Here is a 20,179-nt window from a genome sequence, read left to right on the forward strand (position 1 = left end):
GTTCTCGGCACGAGCCCTAGATCGTAAGCCGACGACAACGATATTGAATCACTGGATCATCGCTGGATCGAATTTGTCACAAGCTTCACGGATGTTCGATCTGGTTGAATCAGGTTCGCGAGCGCGGTGTCGATGACCACGCTCATCGGCGAATCATTTGGATGAGAAACATGTCGATATGTGGGCAACACACCACTACTCAATCGCGCTTGACTACCCGGTCGTGGACGGGCTCAAGTTCGACGCGAGCGATGAGTACGGCCGCCCGTGGAACGTGAAGGGGTCGATGGTCAACGGCGTGCCGACCGACGTTCAATTTCTGGGAGGACCAGCACGAGACGCTCGCGGACGCTGACGGCGGCTACGCGCTCGTGTGGTACCGAGTGGAAGGGAGAGAGATAACAGTCGTGTCGTCGCGCACGGTCCGCGCTCGGGACTTAGAGATCACGAATAGGACGAATCCCGGGGAGACGCACTATCGTAGTCACTCCCGAGAAGTACAAATCAACGCGGCGAGGATCCGATAGTAGTGTGGTCAGGCATCGTCTCCAGATACATCCATCGGGACGCTCCCGTCACTGTGATCGTCACTGAGCGCTGATGGCGAGTATTCGCTCGAAACAAACACTAATTCGATACTATCGATGGCCGTTGCCCCCAAAATCTCCTCTCTGATCTGGTCATCAGCGAATTCTGCTGGATTCGTTGTCGCTAGCTCTGTTTCGCACGATACGTTTGCGGCGACATCGTGAGCGTCGATCACAATCCAGAAATCTTCCTCGTCTTGGGCCCGGAGTTGAGTCAATTCGTCTTGTACCGATTCGTGTGAACTAAGCCTCAGCCATCCTTGGAACGTAGAGTAAAGTGTCTCCTTTCGCGCCTCAGCTCGCTGTTCAATCTCACGAATTACCTCGCGCAGCATTCGTCTTTAGTTAAGCCTCACACCTTGGTTGAGTAGCGGTAGCGAGCGTCTCTTGTAAGATCGGTCGTTGCTGGTGGATCTTTTGTGCGTCTTCGATCAGCCGCTCCAACAGCGGCGGTGGTGAGTAGCCGAGGAACTCACCGAGTTCGTGAAGAATGAGCTGGGCGTGCGACCGGAAGGTCGCCGCCCAGCGTTCCGGTGGAAACACGATCTCGTCGTCAGCCTGCTCGGAGACCAGATCCAACAACTCACGGCTCACTAGCAGCGACAGCAACGCCGCATACAGCAAAATCTCCACCACAACAGGGCTGCTCGTGTCGAACTCATCTAGTTCGTATTGCGTCTTCAACTCACGAAACAGCGTTTCTACCTCCCATCGACACCGATATAGCGTCCCTAGATCTGCCGGGAAAAACTCTTCTCTCGGTAGATTTGTGATGTACAGATGGTAGTCGTCGGCGTCCTCGTCCCGGACGCCGACGACGCGGAACCGCTTCGTGTCTAGCGACCGTGTTCCCTCGTACTGACCCCGCTTGAACTCCGCTTCGACCTCTACGTCAATGTACTCCCGCGAGAGATCACCGACCACGTCGTGGATCTTCTCCCCTTCTAAGGGAATGGCGCGCCCGCGCCATTCCCGTAACTCCTCTGTTATCACCGGATTCGCGTTCTGCTTCAACCGGCTCACAAAGTAGCCGTCGTTCTCGTCGATCAGCGCAAAGCGGCGGTACTTGAAGTACGCTAGGTCGAACAAAACCAGCCGTCCACGCAGCCACGATCCCGTCTTGAACAGCGTACTGTCGTGCGCTTTTTCATCGGTCACATCGATCCGTTCAATCGTCTGGTCGGTGGCATTGTGGAGCAGGTGGAGCTTCGCTCCAGCCTGCTCCTCGTGGCGAGCTTGGAACTCGTCGGAAAGGAACTCGTGCAACCGCAACACCGTTCCATCAGCGATCATCACGTCCCTGAATCGGTTGATATCAGCGTCAACAGCGTCGGGAACAGCGACCTCGTCGAGACCACGCTCGACGAGGTCGCGGAGATACTCTGCAAGTGACGGTGTCAACCGGTGATAGAAGCCACCGGGAGAGATCGTCTCATCGGCTGTAGAGTTGTAGCTGCGTCTAAATCCAGCGAGTGTTCGGCTCTCGCCTGCGGCGAAGCCGAACACGAGCGCCCACACGAGGACGGGAATCTGAAGTTTGCCCTCACGCTCGACCACGCCGAGTTCCTCGGCGTGCTCTTCGAGGAACTCAGAGGGAAACAGTGTAGTAAGCCGACGCATGATTCTTGATGAGGAGGCGTCTTGGTGCACACTTGCCGCCTCCTCATTCCTCTCAAAAAGTAGCCTCGATAAGCCGCTGCTGTCATGCGGTTCTTCGCTTAGCTAAAGACGAATGGTTGAAGAAACAAAGGCAGACCGTGAAATGCGGAAAGAGGAACGAGAGAAAGAATACGAGCGAGAGGTTCAATCCCTTCGTCGTGGGTTGAAAGAGGAAATTGGGAAGGTGCGCTATTATGAGGATCTCGCTGAGAATTATCAGGTGGGAGTGAGCGTTGAGGGGATCACAGCCCCTTCTACAATATATGAATCAAACGCGGACATGATTGGATTGTTGAGTGACGAGGAGGTTGATCTGATCGTAGAGTATTACACGCGGTTGGAGCAAGTCGAGAATAGCTTAGAGACACAACGTGAATTAGATACAACCGCTGAGATGGACTTTTTAACGGAATATTTCGAAAATATTGGGGCACTGCTTGATCGAGTCATCAGGCTGGTTACGCTCGGGAGATTTGGGAATAGGGCAAGCAAACAACGCGAGAAAAGAATTCGAGAATCGTTCGAAGATCTATCCAGAGCACAGCAAGATGCGATTGATGCCATCGAAGATAACCTCTAAGCTCCGATAGACCTGGTTTACCCCACGCAGACCTCTATCTTTTTTACCAACGGGTGGAGCACCCGCTTCCACACCTGATCAAGCGGCGTCGAATACGGTGTCATATGCTCAATCACGTCGTCGAGCGCGACCAGCAGGCCGATGAACGCGAAGCCCGCGCCCGTCGCCGGATAGTACGGCTAGATCGACGCGAAACCGAACAGCGGCAGCGCCGCGCCCACGAAGAATTGGTACGGTGGTAACTCACCCAACCTTGTCCTTCGCGAAAAGTAAAGCCATCAACCGCTCGCTATCGCTCACAAGTGTAGAAATTCAGTCCGCCCTCCCCGAATTGAACGGGGGACAAGTCGATCTACAGTCGACTGCTCTACCAAGCTGAGCTAAGGGCGGTTACCGAAACATAGCCGCCGGATTCGACTTAAGGGTTCCCTTTCAGAGCAGGTGTGATCCGCCGTACCGCGGCGCGGATCGACGGACTCGAACGCCGCTCTCGTCGCGACTGGACCGCCTCGCCGCGCGGCAGTTAAGTCGCTCGCGGCGGGAGCGAGGGCATGGCCGACGGCGACGACAGACAGGCGACGTTCGGGTCGGACGGGAGCCTCGAAACCGAGACGACGCCGGACGCGACGGGCGAGAACGACTTCGGCGAGGAGAAGGCGGCCAACGAGACGGACGGTGGGTACAGCCGCTACGTCGTCTCCAGCCTCCTCCAGAAGGCGGTCCGGCGCTCCGACGAGGAGGTCGCCGCGTGGGCGGCCTGGGAGCTCGCCCGCTCCGGGTACGCGTGGAACCTCTGGGACCGCCTCAACCTCTACGTCGTCGAGGACCTCCGCGCGGGCGACGAGGTCGCGCTCCTGATCGAGCGCTACGAGGAGCTCGCCACCGAGCGCTGGGAGCCGGACGCGTGGAAGGGCCGCCTCTGTGCGATCCATGCTGCGCTCGCGGTCGCCCGCGCCCGCTCGACCCGCGAGGCGTCGAACGCGGACGCCTACTTCTCCGCCGTCGCCGACATCCGGGCCGAGGCCCGCGAGCGCGGCGAAGAGCCCGCCCACGACTTCCCCGTCGGCGACCTCGAACCGGAGGGAAGGTTCGACGCGGTCTTCGACGGCCACACCGGCGAGGGGTCGAAGCGCGGGCGCGGCACCCGATTCTTCAAGACCCACGGCGCCCGTGTCGGGCCGGAGGGCGAAGACGAGCAGAGCGCGCGCTGGCAGCGCCTCGCGATGATCCTCGACGAGGACGTCGAGTACGACGCGGACGAGCTCGACCGCGCCGTCGAGCCGGTCGATCCCGACGACCCGTGGGCGGATTCGGAATCGCACGCCGAGGATCCGAGCGCGAGCGACGCGACCAGTTCGGGCGCCAGCGACGGCGACGCCGGAGAGACGGGCGACAGCGACGACGGGGATACGAGCGACGGAGACAGTGATTCGGGTGATGACCGCGGCGACGACGACGGTTCGCTCAGCGACTTCGCGGAGTGACGGCGAACTCGGTCGACGACGCCGTCGACGGCGACCGGCGCCCTCACTCTTTCCCTGTGCGGGCGGCCGCGGTCAGGCTCGCGAACGCGACGGCGACGACCGCGGCGACGGCGCCGAATCCGGGCGTCCTGTTGTCGGTATCGTCGCGTTCGCCCTCCGAATCGCCTCCGGCCGCCCCGTCGGTCGCGTTCGTCTCGGTCCGGTTCGCGTCGCTCGCGACCGACTCCGGCGGCGCCGCCTCGACGGCGGCCCTCACGGCGGCGGGCGCGTCGACGACGCCGTGCCCGTATCGGGCGTCGGGCACCGTCGCGTTCTCGGGGTGGACCGCAGTGTCGACGAGCGCCGATTCGATAGTCGGGGCGGCGGCTCTCCCGTCGGTCGCTGCGACCGCGAGCGCCGCGACCCCGCTCACGTGCGGCGCCGCCATGCTCGTCCCCTGTCGGAAGACGTAGCTCTCGCGCGTGCCGGCGGCGGCGCTCGGGATCCTGACGCCGGGCGCGGTCACGTCGGGGACGACGTACGTCGCGGGCCAGTCCGCCGGATGCTCGCCGAAGGCTTCGCTCGAATTTATCCGCTGGCCGCCCGAGAACGGCGGGACCCGCTGCTCCTCGTCGACCGCGCCGACGGCGACCGCGTCGTACGCGTTGGCGGGCGACGAGGAGGCGTTTGCGCCCTCGTTGCCGACGGCGGCGACGACGATCGTCCCCGTCGCGCGGGCGTTCCTGACAGGGCCGATGAACCCGCGGAAGGTGCCGTTTGCGCCGAGGCTCAGCTGGAGCACGTCGGCGTCGGCCGTCGTCGTCGCGTGTTCCATCGACGCGACGACCCCGGCGAACGTCGCCGTCCCGTTCTCCTCGAACGCGTCGATCCCGTACAGCGTCGCCTCGGGCGCGACGCCGATGTACGTCCCCGAGGCGTTCCCGCCCGTCGCCGTCCCCGCGACGTGGGTCCCGTGGCCGTCCGGATCGCTCGCGTCCGCGACGTCGTCACTCACGAGCGTCCCGTTCTCGTCGAACGACGCCCACCCCGCGAGGTCGATGTCCCGGTGGCCCGGGTCGACCCCGGTGTCGACGACCGCGACGGTCGCGCCCGCACCCCGCGTGTCGAACTCCCCCCACGCGGTCGGCGCGCCGATCCGCCGGACCCCGGCCACGGCCCGGCCGCTCGGGTCGGCGCCGAGCTGGGGGTTCACAGTCCCTCCCGGCGCGGGGTCGACAGCGCCCTCGATCGGCTCGATAACGACGTTCTCGTGGATCCGGGAGACGTTCTCGACCGCGCGCAGGTCGGCCGCCGACACGCGCCCCGCGTCGACGGTGACGAGCAGCGCGTTCGCCAGCCAGAACTCGCGTTCCACCGTGACGCCGGGCCGCGAGGCCGCGAACGACTCGAAGGCCGCCTGCTCGGCGTCGGCGTGCTCCCGGAGGTCGGCGACGGTTGGGGTCGCGTTCGCGCCTGTCGCGGGAACCCCCTCCGTCGCGCCGAGGACCGCGGGGTCGTCGACCGGATCGAACCGTACCACGAGTTCGACCGTCCCGTTCTCGCCGGCGAGCGGGGACCCGACCCGCTCGGTCGTCGAGGGGGCTCCGTCGTGGACCGACGCCGCGGCGGGGTCGGCGGCCGCGACGGCGGCGGTCCCGGCCGCGAGCGCGACGAGGACGACGCCGACCGCGACCGCGACTGCGACGCGGACACGCGGGTCGCGGAACCGGGACCGTCCCTCCCCAAGCGACCCCCGCGTCGACTCGTTCCGCGACCGACCGTTCATTACACGCCACCCTTCGGGGGTCGGCGCAAATACCTTCTGCTCGGTCGTGTGACTCGGCTCGTCGCGCGTCGACCGGGGCACGCCGGCTGTGCGGACCGCTCTCCTCGCACCGCACCCTCGCTGATCCCCGCTTCCGTCAACCCTTATGCGTCGGGGTGCGTTGTGTCACGTATGACAAACGTCGTAATCGTCGGCGGTGGCCCGGCGGGGCTGAGCGCCGGACTGTTCGCGAGCAAGAACGGCCTCGACACCACCCTCTTCGACACGGACGGAACGTGGATGCACAAGGCGCACCTGTTCAACTACCTCGGCGTGGGCTCCGTCGGCGGCAGCGAGTTCATGGCGACCGCGCGCCAGCAGGTCGACGACTTCGGCGTCGACCGCCACCAGGGCGAGAAGGTCACCGGCGTCGAGGCGGCCGACGGCGGCTTCACGGTCTCGACTGAGGACGCCGAGTACGACGCCGACTACGTCGTTCTCGCGACAGGCGCGAACCGCGACCTCGCGGAGTCGCTCGGCTGCGAGTTCGACGACGACGACACCGTCAGCGTCGGCGTCTCGATGGAGACCAGCGTCGAGGGCGTCTACGCGACCGGCGCGATGGCCCGCGCCGAGGAGTGGCAGGCGGTCATCTCCGCGGGCGACGGCGCCGCCGCCGCGCTCAACATCCTCTCGAACGAGAAGGGCGAACACTACCACGACTTCGACGTCCCCGACACCGCGGCGTCCGTGTTCGGCGACCTGATCGACGACGAGGAGTAACCACCCTTCTCGGCGCCGTCGAACGGGCGCCGTCGAGTCGACTCGGCTCGACTCGACCCGCTCAGCGACGCGACAGGCGCCGCCGGACCGCGTCGACGCCGCGCCGCGCCCGCCGACCGACTCGCATCGCGGCGAACGCGCCCCGCACGAACCAGTCGGTCGGAATTCGATCCGGGAAGGTCAGCGGGCCGACCCGCGAGACCCCGACCGTTCGGGTCTCTGTGTAGCGTTGAATCCCCTCCGGCCCGTGTCGGCGGCCGAGTCCCGAGTCGCCGAACCCGCCCATCGGCGCGTCGTTCGCGCCCCACGTCGCGAGGAACGCGTCATTGACGTTCACGGTGCCGCAGTCAATCTCGCGGGCGAGTTCGGCGCCACGCTCGCGGTTCGCGGTCCAGACGCTCGCGTTGAGTCCGTACGGCGAGTCGTTGGCTGCCTCGACTGCGGCCGCCGCGTCCGGGACCGGCGTCACCGCGGCGACTGGACCGAACGTCTCCTCGCAGGCGAGCGTCGCGTCCGGGTCGACACCGGTCAAGACGGTGGGTTCGTAGCAGTACGGCCCCACGTCGGGGCGCGCCCGGCCGCCGGTCTCGACGGTCGCGCCTCGCTCGCGGGCGTCCTCCACGTGCGACTCGACGCGCGCCAGCTGGTCGGCGTCGACGAGCGAGCCGAGGTCGGCGTCGTAGTCGTAGCCGACCCCGAGCGTCAGCGCCTCGGTCTCGCGGACGAACGCGTCGAGGAAGTCCTGATACGCGGAGTCGACGACGTAGATCCGTTCGGCCGAGAGACACAGTTGGCCCGCGTTCGAGAAGCAGGCCTGGACCGCGCCGCGGGCGACCTCGCCGACGTCCGCGTCTCCGCACACGACGAGCGGGTTGTTGCCGCCGAGCTCCAGCGAGCAGCCGATCAGGTTCCGCCCCGCGCGCTCCGCGATGGTCCGCCCGACCGCCGTGCTGCCGGTGAACGCGACGTAGTCGACCGCGTCGATGAGCGGCGGGCCGATCGTCGGGCCCTCGCCCGTGACGACCTGAAAGAGGTCGTCCGGGAGGCCGGCGAGCTCCAGCAGTTCGGAGAGAAGCAGTGCCCCGTACGGCGTCTTCTCGTCGGGCTTGAGCACGACCGCGTTGCCCGCGGCCAGCGCGGGGATCGCGTCGGCCATCGACAGCGTGAGCGGGTAGTTCCACGGAGAGATCACGCCGACGACGCCGACCGGCTCGCGGGTGACCGTCGCGGTCGTGATCCCGGGCGCGACGCCCCGGCGCCGCTCCTCGGCGAGCGCGTCGGGCGCCTCGCTCGCGACGTACGAGCAGCCGCTCGGTACGTCGAACAGCTCCTCGACCGCGGTGCGCCGGGACTTGCCCGTCTCGATCTGGAGGACGTCGAGCAGCTCCTCTCGGCGGTCCGCGACGAGCTCGCCGAACCGCTCGACGATCCGCGCGCGCTCCGCCGCGGGCGTCTCGGCCCACTCCTCTTGGGCCGCTCGGGCGCGCTCGACCGCGGCCGCGACGTCGTCCGCGTCGCAGGCCGGGACGCTCCCGATCCGCTCGTCGGTCGCCGGGGCGAACACGTCGAGCGCGTCTGGGTCGCCGCTCGGGTCGTCGCCGTCGTTCGCGGGCCGCGCTCGGGCCACGCGGTCGGCGAGGCCGTCGAGCCGTCGCGCTGTAAGCGTCGGCGCGTCGGCGACAGCGGTGGGTGGATCCGTCGAGGCCATCAGATACCGGAGAGACGGTCGGCGGAGGGAAAGCCGTACCGGCGGCGAAGAGTGAATTCAGGCGCTTGGTGGCCGGTCAGTCCGCCGAGTCATCGCTCCCTTCGCCTGACTCGGCCGCCGCCGCGACGGACTCATCCTCGACGCCCTCGGACGACGCGCCGTGTTCCGAGAGCATGTCGATCACTTCGAGCAAGAGCGACACGACGAGGGGGCCGACGATGACGCCGACCGCGCCAAGCGTGAGGATGCCGCCGACGAACCCGACGAAGTAGAGCCCGGGAGAGATCTTCCCGGTCCAGCCCGCGAGCCGGGTCCGAATCACCGCGTCGGGGACGAAGGCGACGACGACGAGCCCGATCACGACCACGGCGACCGCCCGTGCGGTCTCGCCGACGAGGAAGTCACCGACCCCGAGCGCGACGATGAGGACGCTCGGGCCGACGACGGGGATGAACTGAAGGATGCCCGCGATGACGGCCAACAGGACCGGCGAGCCGTAGCCCAGCGCCCAGAACACGCCGAGCGCGAGGAGGAACGTCCCCGCCGCGGTCGCGGCCTGAAGCACGTAGATCGAGTACAGCGTCTCCCGCGTCCGCTTGTGGAGTCGGGCGGGGATGTCGTGGTACTCGGCCGGGACGACGCCGAAGACCGCCGTCCCGACCGCTCCCGGCCGGTAGAGGATGCCGTACACGAGGAACGTGAACACGACGAGCTCCAAGACGAGCACGGGCGCCGCGCCCGCGACCGCGATCGCGATTCCCCGAACCCACGCCTCTGCGGCCGTGACGAACGGCGCGATCTCGACGACCGTCTCGAAGCCGCCGACGCTGATCGGGACGAGGTCCGGGATCCGTTCGAGGATCTCGATCAGCTGAGAGCGGCGCCGGTACAGCGCGTACAACAGCGGCGCGACGAGGAGCGTGGCGCCGCCGAATGCGACGGCGGTCGCAACGGCGCACGCGATCCGCCGCGAGAGGCCGCGATCGACGAGCTGCTGCCGGAGCGGGAACAGGACGTAGGCGACGGTGACCGCGAACACGACCGTCCGTAACACCTCCGCCAGCACGGCCGCCGCGAGCGTCGCCAAGGCGAGGAGCAGCACGCCCAGCAGCCGTTGCCGGTTGAGAACCATGTCGGCGTGTCGCAATCGGCGAGCAAAGTCGTTGCGGTGGCCGCGGCAACCGCGAGTGAGTATTTAAATAATCCGCGCAGTCGACTCGTTCATTTATAAATAGCGCGCCTGCTGCGGTGGCGCGTGCCTCCGAGTGGCCGCCGGAGGCGGCCGCGAGGAGCACGCGCGAGGGACGCGGTGAGTGAGGGGCGACCGCAGGGAGCCCCGAGGGAACCGCGAGGCTGGGGAGGTGTGAGGTGCTGTGCGGAGCGGTGCGGGGCGGGACTAAAAGGGGCAGCCGGGAGGCGGGCGCAGGCGAAGCAAGCACTGGAGCGAGGGAGCGAACGGAGTGAGCGACCGAGTGAAGCGCGCAGCGAGCGTGCGCCCGCCTCCCGGCTGGGGCTTTGGAGGTGTTCACCGTCGATCCACAGACAACGATTTATAAGCGAGCGGCTGGAGCTTTGGAGATGTTCACCGCCGATCCGCTATCAGCCATTTATAAGCAATCCACTAAGATTTGGAAGCGTTCCTTGTCGAAGTCTCGAAGTCCTAACACGGAACACGCCCGCCTCTCGACTACCACCAGCAACCACAGCACCTAACCTCGCGCCCACCCGAAGACAGGTATGCGCATCGACCCGTTCGGCCTCGAACGCTGGTTCGCGGAGCACGAACACGAGGCCGACATCATGCTGGCCGAAAGCGGCATCCGGTCGCTCGACGCGAGTCGGTTCGATCTCGACCCCGGGAAGCTCGGCTACGTCATCCCGACGAACGGCGACCCCGAGTTCCGGGCGTCCGTCGGCGACCGCTACGACCGCTCCGCCGACGAGGTGCTGTTCACCTGCGGCACCCAAGAGGCGAACTTCCTGACGTTCCTCTCGCTGCTCGGCGACGAGGGCGCCGTTGACGGGGAGAACGGAGAGTCCGGCGTCGGCTCCGGCACCCACGCCGTCGTCGTCACTCCCACCTATCAGGCGCTTCACGCCGTCCCGGACGCGTTCGGCGAGGTGACCCGCGTCGAGTTGGAGCCCCCCGAGTGGGAGCTTGACCCCGACGCCGTCGCTGACGCGGCCCGCGACGACACCGCCGTCATCGTCGTCAACAACCCGAACAATCCCACCGGACAGTACCACGACGAGGCCGCGATGCGGGCGGCCTACGACGTCGCCGTCGATCACGACGCCTACCTGCTCTGCGACGAGGTGTACCGACTGCTCGCCGAGGAGCCCCAGCCGCCGGTGGCGAGCTACGGCGCGCACGGCATCTCCACCACCAGCCTCACGAAGGCGTACGGCCTCGCGGGACTGCGATTCGGCTGGATCGCGGGCCCGGAACCGGTCGTCGAGCGCGCGTGGCAGTGGAAGGATTACACCACCATCTCGCCGAGCCTGTTCGGGCAGCACGTCGCGAAGCAAGCCATGGGGCGGCACGAGGACCGGATCCTCTCGGAGAACCGCGAGCTGGCGGCCGAGCACCGCGAGACGGTCGCGAACTGGGTCGACGACCACGACCTCGACTGGCTCGATCCGGTCGGCGTCAACGCGTTCGTAACTGTCCCCGAGGGCTTCAACGACGCGGAGGAATTCTGCCGGACGGTCGTCGAGGAGGCGAGCGTCGTCCTCGCGCCCGGGAACCTGTTCGGCTTCCCGGACCGCTTCCGGATCGGGTTCGGCCTCCCGACAGAGGAGCTGGAGGAGGGGCTCAACCGCGTGAGTCGCGTGATCGAGGAGCAAACAGCGAAATCCGACTCGGCCGCGACGAGCGGGGGTGACGTCTGATGGGTCTGTTCGGCGACCTCAAGGAGGACGTGGTCGAGTTCGTCCGCGACCCCACAGACGAGCAGAAGATACTGGTGACCGCGGCGGTCGCCATCGCGATCGCGGACCGCGCGCTCTACTTCGTCGACTTCCCGTTCGTCGTGCGGACGACGGCCGCGGTCGGCGTCGGCTTCATCGTCATGTTCCTCGTCAGCTACCTGTACACGGGACAGCTCGTCCCGCCGGACGGGAACGTCGACGACGACGAGGAGCCCGAGGAGTACGTCGACGAGTTGGACCCCTGACCGCCGCCACCACCGGTGAATCCACGCCCGACGGCGTTCCAAACCGTTTATACACGCGCCGCGGGAAAGGCAGATCATGCCGCGAGAGCAGAAGCAGGTTCGCGAACTCCAGGAGGGCAGCTACGTGATGATGGACAGCGCGCCCTGTAAGATCAATCACTACAGCACCGCCAAACCCGGCAAACACGGCAGCGCGAAGGCCCGCGTTGAGGGGAAGGGCGTCTTCGACGACAAGAAGCGCTCGCTCTCGCAGCCGGTCGACGCAAAGGTGTGGGTCCCGATCATCGAGCGAAAGCAGGGCCAGGTCGTCAACGTCAGCGGCGACGAGGTCCAGGTGATGGACTTAGACACCTACGACACGTTCACGATGCGCATCCCCGAGGGCGAGGACTTCACCTCGGACGACAACATTGAGTACCTCGACTACGAGGGCCAACGGAAGATCATCGGGTAGTCGGTATGTTCCCCGGGGCGACGACCGACCGCGAAGCTGCTTCCTACGTGGTCGTCGGCGCTCCGCTCGACGCCACGACCACTTTTCAGCCGGGCACTCGGTTCGGACCGGACCGAGTCCGGAAATTCGCCGAGACGTACGACGACTACGACCGCCGCACCGACAGTCGCTTCTCCGCACTGGGCGTCCACGACGCCGGTGACGTCCGCCCGTGGGACGACGTTCCCGAGTACCTCGGCCACCTCGCCGCCGAGCTGCGGAGCGTCGTCTACGACGACGCGACCCCTCTCCTCCTCGGCGGCGAGCACACCGTCACGTACGCGGGCGTCGACGCCGTCGACCCAGACGTGCTCGTCGTCGCCGACGCGCACCTCGACCTCCGCGAGGCGTACGACGGGAACCCGTGGAACCACGCCTGCGTCACGCGCCGGTGCCTCGACGACCTCGGCGTCGACCGCGCCGTGATCGTCGGCGCTCGGACCGGATCCGAGGCGGAGTGGAACCGCGCGGCCGACGCCGACGTCGAGGTCGTCGCGCCCGAGGACGCCCGCGAGTGGCTCGACGCGCTCGACGAGAACGGTTTCGCCGACGACGACTCCGTCTACTGTTCCGTCGACATCGACGGCCTCGACCCCGCCTATGCGCCCGGGACGGGAACGATGGAGCCGTTCGGGCTGGAGCCCCGAGAGGTCCGCGACCTCGTCCGCGCGGTCGCGCCGCTCGCCGACGGGTTCGACGTCGTCGAAGTGAACGACCGCGACGACGGACAGGCGGCGGCGGTTGCGGGCAAGCTGCTGCGGGAGTTCGCGTACTCGCACGCGGACGCGTCGGAGGCGGCCGAAGACGACGACCGGACCGACAGCTCGGAGTGAGGGACGGCACCGGGCTGCGGAACGGCGGACCTTACGAGACCTCAGAGAGCCGGCGCCGTGCGGCGGTCACCGCCTCCATCGCGTCGATCCACTCGCGGGGGTCGGTACACCAGATGCGGTCGCCCTCCACGCTGACGCAGAAGACCGACTCGCCGGAGGGTGACAGCGTGACGCGGTCGACGTCCGGACGGTCGCCGAGGTAGGCGTCGATGAGCCGTCGGGCGGTCTCGGCCTCGGACCGGAGGCGGTCCCCCGCGGCGTACTCGATGGCTATCTCTGCCATACCGCTGAATTGAATCTACACGATTAATAACTGCCGTTTTCTGGCAGCGATTGCGGGTTCCACGGGTCCCGGCCGGGCCCGTGCGCGCCGACTCATCGGCCATCGAACACGACCTCGGTGCCGACTCACCGCCCGTCGAACACGACCTCGCCGTCGACGACCGTCAGCGCGACGTCGATCTCGTCGATCGCGTCGTCGCGTTCCCACGGCGAGGCGTCGAGCGCGACGAGGTCGGCCCGCTTCCCCGCCTCGATCGTTCCGAGCCGGTCCTCGTCGAAACCGGCGTACGCGGCGCCGCTCGTGTACGCGCGCAGCGCCTCAGTGACGGTGAGCCGCTGGGGCTCGGCCGGGGCCGTGACCGCCTGGTGGACGCCGAACAGCGGGTCCATCGGCATCCCGTCCGAGCCGAAGGCGAGCTCGACGCCCGCGTCGAGCATCTCGCGGTAGCGGTTCGTCCGGGCCGTCCGCTCTTCCCCCAGTCGCTCCTCGTAGAGGCCGTCCTCCCGGGCCCACTTCAGGAAGTTCGGCTGGACGCTCGCGACGACGCCCGTCTCCGCGAGCCGCTCGATCGCGTCGTCGTCGGCCAGCTCGACGTGTTCGATCCGGTGGCGCGCCTCGCCCGGGTCGGTCCGCGAGGCGTCCTCGTAGGCGTCGAGCACGGCGTCGACCGCCTCGTCGCCGATGGCGTGGGCGGTGAACTGGAACCCGGCGTCGGTCACGTCCGCCACCGTTTCGTTCAGCTCCTCGGGGTCGACGACCCACTGGCCGGTCTCGTCAGGGGCGTCCGCGTACGGTTCCGAGAGGCGGGCGGTCCGGCCGCCGAGGCTCCCGTCCGTGTACGACTTGATCGCGCCGGTCTCGACCATATTGCTCCCAGCGTTCGTCGCGAGGCCGACCTCCCGCGCCGCGTCGAGGTGGTCGCTCCAGTAGTTGATCCGGACGCGGGCGGTCAGCTCGCCGGCCGCGTCGAGGTCGCGGTAGACGCGCGGGGCGTGCGAGTCGCGGACCATGTCGTGGAAGCCGGTGATTCCGCGTTCAGCGCAGTGCGCCAGCGCGGCCTCGACGACCGCGCGCGTCTCGGCCGGTCCCGGCTCGACGGCCCGATAGATCGGGTCGATGGCGGCCTCGAGGAGGACGCCGGTCGGCTCGCCGTCGTCGCCGGTCGGCACCGTCTCGTCGGGCGCCTCGGCGAGCGCCTCGGCGAACCGGTCGAGCGCGACGCCGTTGACCGCGGCGACGTGCATGTCCTCGCGGAACGCTGCGACCGGGCGCTCCGTCGAGACGCGGTCGAGGTCCGCGCGGGTCAGATAGCGCGACTCGTCCCACGTCGACTCGTCGTAGCCGTAGCCCAGCACCCAGTCGGCGTTTTCCGCACTCTCCGCTCCGTCCTCGTCCGATTCCACTTCCGCCGCGCGCTCGGCGAGCAGGTCGACGGCCTCGTCGGGGGAGTCCGCCGCGGAGAGATCAGCGTGGACGAGATAGCGACCGACGGTTGTCAGGTGGGTGTGCGCGTCGACGAACCCGGGGAGGAGGACGCGCCCGTCGAGGTCGACCACGTCGGTGTCGACGCCGGCGAGCAGTTCCACGTCGTGGGTCCGGCCGGTCCGGAAGATTTCGCCGTCGCGCACGGCGACGGCCTCGCGGACCGCGTCGCCGCCGTCGTCCGGGTCCGCGAGCGTGTGTACCTCCCCGTTCACGAAGATTCGGTCCGCGGCCTCGGTCATGGGAATTCAGGGGGGCACACAGCGTGTTAACCGTTCGGGAAACGGCGACCGATTTATTCGGGCGCCCGACGAATCGCCGCGTATGTACGACAACGTCCTCCTGCCCACCGACGGAAGCGTCGGCGTCGACCGCGCGATCGACCACGCGATCGACGCCGCCGACCGCTACGACGCCACGCTCCACGTGCTCTACGTCGTCGACAGCGACGTCGTGAACGCCTACTCCGGCGACGAGTTCGTCGACGGCGCCGAGGGCGCGGAGGAGACGCTCGAAGAGACCGGCCGCGAGGCGCTCGACGCCGTCGCCGAGCACGCCCGTGACGCCGGCGTGGAGGCGGTCACCGCCCTGCGGTACGGCGTCCCCCACGAAGAGATCCTCCGCTACGCCGACGAGGAGGACGTCGACCTCACGGTGATGGGGTCGAAGACGCGCTCCGGCGACTACCGCAGGATGCTCGGCTCCGTCACCGAGCGCGTCTCCCGGCAGTCGCCCGCGCCGGTGAGCATCGTGAAGACGACGGTGGACGCCTGACAGGAGTCAACCCCTGACCGGCGTCGACGCCTGACCGGCGTCGACACCCGAGGCGCGAGGCTGACGCCGGCGCCTCGCGGGTGTTTATAAACGCTCGCGCACGTCCGCCGCGACCGCCGATAGCGCGGCCTCCGCACTCGGGACGCGGTCCGCGAGGCTACAGAACCCGTGTGCCATCGCCGGGTAGTGACGGTGTTCGACCGGGGTCCCCTCACGCTCGAACCGCTCCGCGAGCGCGACCCCGTCGTCGCGCAGGGGGTCGAACCCGGCGGTGACGACCGTCGCGGGCGGCAGGTCGCCGAGGTGGTCCGCCACGAGCGGGACCGCGTAGGGGTTCGCGGCGTCGACCGGACTCCTGAGATACTGCTCGTAGAACCACCGCATGTCGTCGCGGGTGAGCAGCGGGCCGTCCGCGTTCTCCCGGTAGGAGTCCGTCTCGAAGTCGTGACCGGCGATCGGGTAGAGGAGGAACTGGCCCGAGGGCCGGGGGAGGTCGCCGACCTCCCGGGCGCGGAGCGACGCCGCGACCGCGAGCGCGCCGCCGGCGCTGGTGCCAGAGACACCGATGCGGTCGGAGTCGACGCCGAGTTCGTCGGCCGTCTTCGCGACCCACTCGACCGCGGCGGCGGCCTCGTCGACCGCGACCGGGAACGGGTACTCCGGGGCGAGGCGGTAGTCGACGGAGACGACGACCGCGTCGGTGCGGACCGCGAGCTCGCGGCAGATCCCGTCGACAGAGTCGAGCGTGCCAAGCGTCCACCCGCCGCCGTGGAAGTGGACGAGGGCGCGAGCGGGCGACGCACCTTCCGCCGTTTCGACGGCGCTTTCGGGCCGATACACCCGCACCGGCACCTCGCCGTGGGGGCCGTCGAACGCGAAATTCCTCACCTCGGCCACGGACGGCTCGGGTGCCCCGGAGAACAGGTCGTCTTCGAGGCGGCGGGCGGCATCGACGGAGAGGTCGCTCCACGCGGGCAGTCCCAGCGACTCGATCTCGGCGATCGCCGCGGCGAGGTCCGGGTCGAGTTCGGCCGCGCGCATACCGGGGCGAGGCGGTGGGCCTTTGTAAGTCGGTCGGCAACTCCGGGCGATGGACGTCCGGGTGACCTACGAGGACGGCACGATCCGGGTCGACGCGGACGCCGACCTCGCGGCCGACACCCTCCCCCCGCTGCCCGGGGTCGAGACCGACCCCCGGACGGGGACCGGTCGCGCGCCGGCGCACCGCTACGCCGAACTCCGGCGCGCGCTTCGGGTGGCCGGCGTCTCCGTCGACGACCGGGTCCTCGACGCGAGCGACCGCGCCGCCGAGGAAGTCGGGCTGCCGGACGCGCTCGTCACGGACTACGAGCTCCGCGAGTACCAGCGAGAGGCGCTCGACGCGTGGCACGAGGCGGGCGACCGCGGGGTGATCGAGCTCCCGACCGGCGCGGGCAAGACAGTGATCGCGATCCGCGCGATGGTCGAACTGGGCGTGCCGACGCTCGTCGTCGTCCCCACGGTCGACCTGCTCGACCAGTGGCAGCGCGAGCTGGAGCGCGAGTTCGACGTACCGATCGGGCGGTTCGGCGGCGGCGAGCAGCGCCGTGAGGCGATCACGGTGTCGACGTACGACTCGGCGTACCTGAAGGCGGACGGCGTGGGCGACGCCTTCGAGTTCGTCGTCTTCGACGAGGTCCACCACCTCGGCGGCGAGGGGTACAGCGACGCCGCGCGCCTGCTCGCCGCGCCGGCGCGGCTGGGGCTCACCGCCACCTTCGAGCGCCCGGACGGCGCTCACGAGGCCGTCGCGGAGCTGGTGGGCGACCGCGTCTACGCGCTCGACGTGGACGACCTCGCGGGCGACCACCTCGCGCCCTACGACATCCGGCGAATCGAAGTCGACCTGACCGACGCGGAACGCGAGCGCTACGAGGAGAAACAGGGCACCTTCGTCGAGTACGTCCGCGACGCGGGGATCACCTTCTCCAGCGGGAGCGACTACCAGGAGCTGGTCAAGCGCTCCGGCAACGATCCGGCCGCCCGGGAGGCGCTCCTCGCGAAGCAGGACGCCCGCGAGATCATGATGAACGCTGACCGGAAGGTCGACCGGCTCGCGGAGATCCTCGACCGCCACCGCGACGACCGCGTGATCGTGTTCACGGCCCATACGGACCTCGTCTACCGCCTCTCCGAGCGCTTCCTCCTCCCCGCGATCACCGCCGAGACGGGCGCGAAGGAGCGCCGCGAGATCCTCGAACGCTTCCGCGACGGCACCTACGGGCGCGTCGTCGCCGCCAACGTCCTCGACGAGGGAGTCGACGTGCCCGACGCCAACGTCGCGGTCCTCCTCTCCGGGTCGGGAAGCGAGCGCGAGTTCACCCAGCGGCTCGGCCGCGTCCTCCGCCCGAAGGAAGACGGCGGGCGGGCGACGCTGTACGAGCTCGTCAGCACCGAGACCGCCGAGGAGCGCGTGGCGAGTCGGCGACGATAGCCGGCGGGCGACGGAGTCACTCTGATTCGCGGTCCCGGCGAATCTCTCGGACTCCCAACAGCACGTACGCTGCGCCAACGAGCCGGAGGAACGTATCGAATTCTGGCCTCCACTCGACGGCGTCCGGGTCCCCGTAGAGGAGCCGCGGCGCGATCGCGCGGTACGCCCGCGGAGCGACGAGCAGGACGGTCCCGAAGGCGCCGGTGACGTACATCGCCCAAGCGTAGGCTCGGCCGCCGATCAGGGCGAGCGCGACGACGACCGCGCCTTCGGCCCGAAGCGTCGGCCGCGTTCCGCGTCTCGGTTCGACCTCGTCCGGGTTCTCGACGGCGATGCGTTCGAAGGCGGCGACGATCCGGTCCGGGACCAGCACCGTGAGCGCGCCGAGGACGCCGATGATCGCTCGGATCATGGCTGGACGTACGCGATGGGGATAATTAGTCGTACCCGCGTTTCTACCGCCGTGAGAAGGCCGATTCAATCGTCGCCGTCGACGTCGAGCGAGCGCTTCTCGCCGAGCTCCTGTTCGAGGCTGCCGCGCTCCCAGCTCCGGACCGCGTCGCCCTCGACTTCGGCGCGCAGCTTCTCCTCTAAGAGGTTCACGGCGACGCTGTTGGCGCCCTCCGGGATGATCACGTCGGCGTGTTTCTTCGAGGGCTCGATGAACTGCTCGTGCATCGGCTTCACCGTCGAGAGGTACTGGTCGATGACGCCCTCCAGGTCGCGGCCGCGCTCGATCACGTCCCGACGGATACGCCGCAGAATGCGCACGTCGGCGTCGGTCTCGACGAACAGCCGGAGGTCCATCATGCCGTTTATCTCCTCGTCGTACAGCGCGAGGATCCCCTCCAACACGATGACGTCCGTCGGCTCGACGGTGATGCGCTCCTCCTTCCGGTTGTGGACCTCGAAGTCGTACTGGGGCATCTCGACGGACTGGCCCTCCAAGAGGGACTCCAAGTGTTCCCGGAGGAGTTCCCACTCGAACGCGGAGGGGTGGTCGTAGTTGACCTCCTGGCGCTCCTCGAAGTCGAGGTGCGAGAGGTCCTCGTAGTAGTTGTCCAGCGGGATCCGGGTGACGCTGTCGCCGAGATCGCGGGTGACGAGCCGGGAGACCGTCGTCTTCCCGGCGCCCGTCCCGCCCGCGATCCCGATCACGAACGAGGGAATGGCCATATCGCAGTTCGAACGTCGGAGGGTTTGAACGCTCCCTTTTCCTCGCCGCGTGCGGACCTCGATCCCTGCCGCTTACGCTCCTCGATCCGCGTTCCACACGCTTCCCACACCGAAGATCGTGCCAACCGATCGCAATCCTACGATCGGCGCGGATAAAACCCTACCGGGGGCAGCTTTTAGCCGGTCGGAGCGGATCCGAGTCGTATGCGAACAGACACCACGGTCCGTGACGTGATGCACCGCGAGTTCCTCGGCGTCAGCGAGTCGGACTCGCTCCCGGAGGCGGCCGCGCTGCTGGTCGACGAGGAGACGAACTGCTTGGTCGTCGTGCGCGGCGGCGAACCGGTCGGGCGCCTGGAGTCCCGCGACGCGCTCGACGCGCTGCTCTCCGCGACCGGCGTCGGCGGCGACTCGGCGGCGGAGCCGTCCCCCGAAGCCCTCACCGTCGGCGACGTAATGGGCCCGCCGCTGCCGACGGTGTCGCCGGACGACTCGCTGGCGGCGGTCGAAGAGCGGTTGGTCTCGGAGGGGGCGGACCGCGTCGTCGCCGTCGCCGACGGGGAGGCGGTCGGCGTGGTCACGGACGGCGACGCGCTCGCCGCGGGCGCCCCGCGGACGGGCGCCGGCGTAGACGGCTTCGCCGACGAGAGCGCGGCCGGCACCAGCCGATCCGACGGAACGGTGCTGTCGACGGCGGCCGCCGCGGACTCCGACGCGGAGCGGGGCGCCGAGGCGACGATGGACCCGGAGGCGACGGCGGAGCGCACGGCGGCCGCGTCACGGGATGAGTCCGCCGGCACCGACGGCGGCGCCGACTCGGTCGCGGGCGCGCCGAGCGGCGCCTCGACGCAGGGCGTCTGCGAGAACTGCGGCGCGCTGGTCCCCGACCTCGTCACCGCGAACGGGCAGGCCGTCTGCCCGAACTGCCGCGAGATCTGATCCGG

At 68.3% G+C, this 20,179-nt stretch carries 21 protein-coding genes and 1 tRNA gene; 11 read left to right on the forward strand and 11 right to left on the reverse strand.

What is annotated here, in order from left to right; all coding sequences use genetic code 11:
• Positions 1-178 precede the first annotated feature (178 nt).
• On the forward strand, positions 179-355 hold the full coding sequence (locus ACOZ35_RS05840) for a hypothetical protein (RefSeq protein WP_424015497.1): 177 nt from the start codon (positions 179-181) through the stop codon (positions 353-355).
• 180 nt (positions 356-535) lie between these two features.
• Here the strand turns inward: ACOZ35_RS05840 and ACOZ35_RS05845 are convergent, their stop codons facing one another.
• Together ACOZ35_RS05845 and ACOZ35_RS05850 are read right to left on the reverse strand one after the other, a co-directional pair.
• Positions 536-922, reverse strand: coding sequence for a hypothetical protein (locus ACOZ35_RS05845; protein WP_424015498.1), 387 nt, complete (start codon positions 920-922; stop codon positions 536-538).
• 10 nt (positions 923-932) lie between these two features.
• Complete coding sequence (locus ACOZ35_RS05850; RefSeq protein ID WP_424016034.1) at positions 933-2,207, reverse strand: IS4 family transposase; 1,275 nt, start codon at positions 2,205-2,207, stop codon at positions 933-935.
• 112 nt (positions 2,208-2,319) lie between these two features.
• On the opposite strand from ACOZ35_RS05850, the gene ACOZ35_RS05855 reads away from it, so the two are divergent.
• Complete coding sequence (locus ACOZ35_RS05855; protein ID WP_424015499.1) at positions 2,320-2,826, forward strand: hypothetical protein; 507 nt, start codon at positions 2,320-2,322, stop codon at positions 2,824-2,826.
• Positions 2,827-3,142: 316 nt separating this feature from the next.
• Here the strand turns inward: ACOZ35_RS05855 and ACOZ35_RS05860 are convergent.
• Positions 3,143-3,216: transfer RNA gene (locus ACOZ35_RS05860), tRNA-Tyr, on the reverse strand.
• A 161-nt stretch (positions 3,217-3,377) separates the two neighbouring features.
• On the opposite strand from ACOZ35_RS05860, the gene ACOZ35_RS05865 reads away from it, so the two are divergent.
• The gene (locus ACOZ35_RS05865) at positions 3,378-4,310 is read left to right on the forward strand and encodes a hypothetical protein (RefSeq protein WP_424015500.1); all 933 of its coding nucleotides are present in this window, start codon (positions 3,378-3,380) and stop codon (positions 4,308-4,310) included.
• A 43-nt stretch (positions 4,311-4,353) separates the two neighbouring features.
• Here ACOZ35_RS05865 and ACOZ35_RS05870 read toward each other — a convergent pair whose 3' ends face one another.
• Positions 4,354-6,075: a S8 family serine peptidase gene (locus tag ACOZ35_RS05870; protein WP_424015501.1), complete on the reverse strand. Its 1,722-nt coding sequence runs from the start codon at positions 6,073-6,075 to the stop codon at positions 4,354-4,356.
• 171 nt (positions 6,076-6,246) lie between these two features.
• Here ACOZ35_RS05870 and ACOZ35_RS05875 point away from each other — a divergent pair, with 171 nt between their 5' ends.
• Positions 6,247-6,837, forward strand: coding sequence for an FAD-dependent oxidoreductase (locus ACOZ35_RS05875; RefSeq protein ID WP_424015502.1), 591 nt, complete (start codon positions 6,247-6,249; stop codon positions 6,835-6,837).
• A 61-nt stretch (positions 6,838-6,898) separates the two neighbouring features.
• On the opposite strand, the gene ACOZ35_RS05880 is transcribed toward ACOZ35_RS05875, so the two are convergent.
• Both ACOZ35_RS05880 and ACOZ35_RS05885 read right to left on the reverse strand, forming a co-directional pair.
• Positions 6,899-8,545: a succinic semialdehyde dehydrogenase gene (locus ACOZ35_RS05880; RefSeq protein WP_424015503.1), complete on the reverse strand. Its 1,647-nt coding sequence runs from the start codon at positions 8,543-8,545 to the stop codon at positions 6,899-6,901.
• A gap of 76 nt (positions 8,546-8,621) precedes the next feature.
• Positions 8,622-9,677, reverse strand: a complete 1,056-nt coding sequence (locus ACOZ35_RS05885; RefSeq protein ID WP_424015504.1) for an AI-2E family transporter — start codon at positions 9,675-9,677, stop codon at positions 8,622-8,624.
• 605 nt (positions 9,678-10,282) lie between these two features.
• Here ACOZ35_RS05885 and ACOZ35_RS05890 point away from each other — a divergent pair.
• From ACOZ35_RS05890 to speB, 4 genes are all read left to right on the forward strand, one after another.
• On the forward strand, positions 10,283-11,437 hold the full coding sequence (locus ACOZ35_RS05890) for an aminotransferase class I/II-fold pyridoxal phosphate-dependent enzyme (RefSeq protein ID WP_424015505.1): 1,155 nt from the start codon (positions 10,283-10,285) through the stop codon (positions 11,435-11,437).
• On the forward strand, positions 11,437-11,721 hold the full coding sequence (locus tag ACOZ35_RS05895; RefSeq protein WP_424015506.1) for a hypothetical protein: 285 nt from the start codon (positions 11,437-11,439) through the stop codon (positions 11,719-11,721). The genes ACOZ35_RS05890 and ACOZ35_RS05895 overlap by 1 nt, the downstream gene beginning before the upstream one ends.
• Before the next feature lie 76 nt (positions 11,722-11,797).
• Positions 11,798-12,175: a translation initiation factor IF-5A gene (locus tag ACOZ35_RS05900; protein WP_424015507.1), complete on the forward strand. Its 378-nt coding sequence runs from the start codon at positions 11,798-11,800 to the stop codon at positions 12,173-12,175.
• Positions 12,176-12,180: 5 nt separating this feature from the next.
• The gene (gene speB, locus ACOZ35_RS05905) at positions 12,181-13,047 is read left to right on the forward strand and encodes an agmatinase (RefSeq protein WP_424015508.1); all 867 of its coding nucleotides are present in this window, start codon (positions 12,181-12,183) and stop codon (positions 13,045-13,047) included.
• A gap of 31 nt (positions 13,048-13,078) precedes the next feature.
• Here the strand turns inward: speB and ACOZ35_RS05910 are convergent, their stop codons facing one another.
• Positions 13,079-13,330 (reverse strand): hypothetical protein, encoded by a 252-nt coding sequence (locus ACOZ35_RS05910; protein WP_209544147.1) that lies wholly within the window; start codon positions 13,328-13,330, stop codon positions 13,079-13,081.
• Positions 13,331-13,455: 125 nt separating this feature from the next.
• A complete protein-coding gene (locus ACOZ35_RS05915; protein WP_424015509.1) occupies positions 13,456-15,054 on the reverse strand; it encodes an amidohydrolase in 1,599 nt (532 codons plus the stop codon).
• Positions 15,055-15,136: 82 nt separating this feature from the next.
• Here ACOZ35_RS05915 and ACOZ35_RS05920 point away from each other — a divergent pair, with 82 nt between their 5' ends.
• Positions 15,137-15,586: a universal stress protein gene (locus ACOZ35_RS05920; RefSeq protein WP_424015510.1), complete on the forward strand. Its 450-nt coding sequence runs from the start codon at positions 15,137-15,139 to the stop codon at positions 15,584-15,586.
• An 84-nt stretch (positions 15,587-15,670) separates the two neighbouring features.
• On the opposite strand, the gene ACOZ35_RS05925 is transcribed toward ACOZ35_RS05920, so the two are convergent.
• On the reverse strand, positions 15,671-16,627 hold the full coding sequence (locus ACOZ35_RS05925) for an alpha/beta hydrolase (RefSeq protein WP_424015511.1): 957 nt from the start codon (positions 16,625-16,627) through the stop codon (positions 15,671-15,673).
• A gap of 49 nt (positions 16,628-16,676) precedes the next feature.
• Here ACOZ35_RS05925 and ACOZ35_RS05930 point away from each other — a divergent pair, with 49 nt between their 5' ends.
• Positions 16,677-18,059: a DEAD/DEAH box helicase family protein gene (locus ACOZ35_RS05930; RefSeq protein WP_424015512.1), complete on the forward strand. Its 1,383-nt coding sequence runs from the start codon at positions 16,677-16,679 to the stop codon at positions 18,057-18,059.
• 16 nt (positions 18,060-18,075) lie between these two features.
• Here ACOZ35_RS05930 and ACOZ35_RS05935 read toward each other — a convergent pair whose 3' ends face one another.
• Together ACOZ35_RS05935 and udk are read right to left on the reverse strand one after the other, a co-directional pair.
• Entirely contained in the window at positions 18,076-18,471 is a 396-nt protein-coding gene (locus ACOZ35_RS05935) for a hypothetical protein (protein WP_424015513.1), read from the reverse strand.
• Positions 18,472-18,536: 65 nt separating this feature from the next.
• The gene (gene udk / locus ACOZ35_RS05940) at positions 18,537-19,235 is read right to left on the reverse strand and encodes a uridine kinase (RefSeq protein WP_424015514.1); all 699 of its coding nucleotides are present in this window, start codon (positions 19,233-19,235) and stop codon (positions 18,537-18,539) included.
• A gap of 204 nt (positions 19,236-19,439) precedes the next feature.
• Here udk and ACOZ35_RS05945 point away from each other — a divergent pair, with 204 nt between their 5' ends.
• Positions 19,440-20,174: a cyclic nucleotide-binding/CBS domain-containing protein gene (locus ACOZ35_RS05945; RefSeq protein WP_424015515.1), complete on the forward strand. Its 735-nt coding sequence runs from the start codon at positions 19,440-19,442 to the stop codon at positions 20,172-20,174.
• The last annotated feature ends 5 nt before the right edge of the window (positions 20,175-20,179 follow it).

It is taken from the genome of Halorubrum xinjiangense (assembly GCF_049604745.1).
Classification (GTDB): domain Archaea; phylum Halobacteriota; class Halobacteria; order Halobacteriales; family Haloferacaceae; genus Halorubrum; species Halorubrum xinjiangense_A.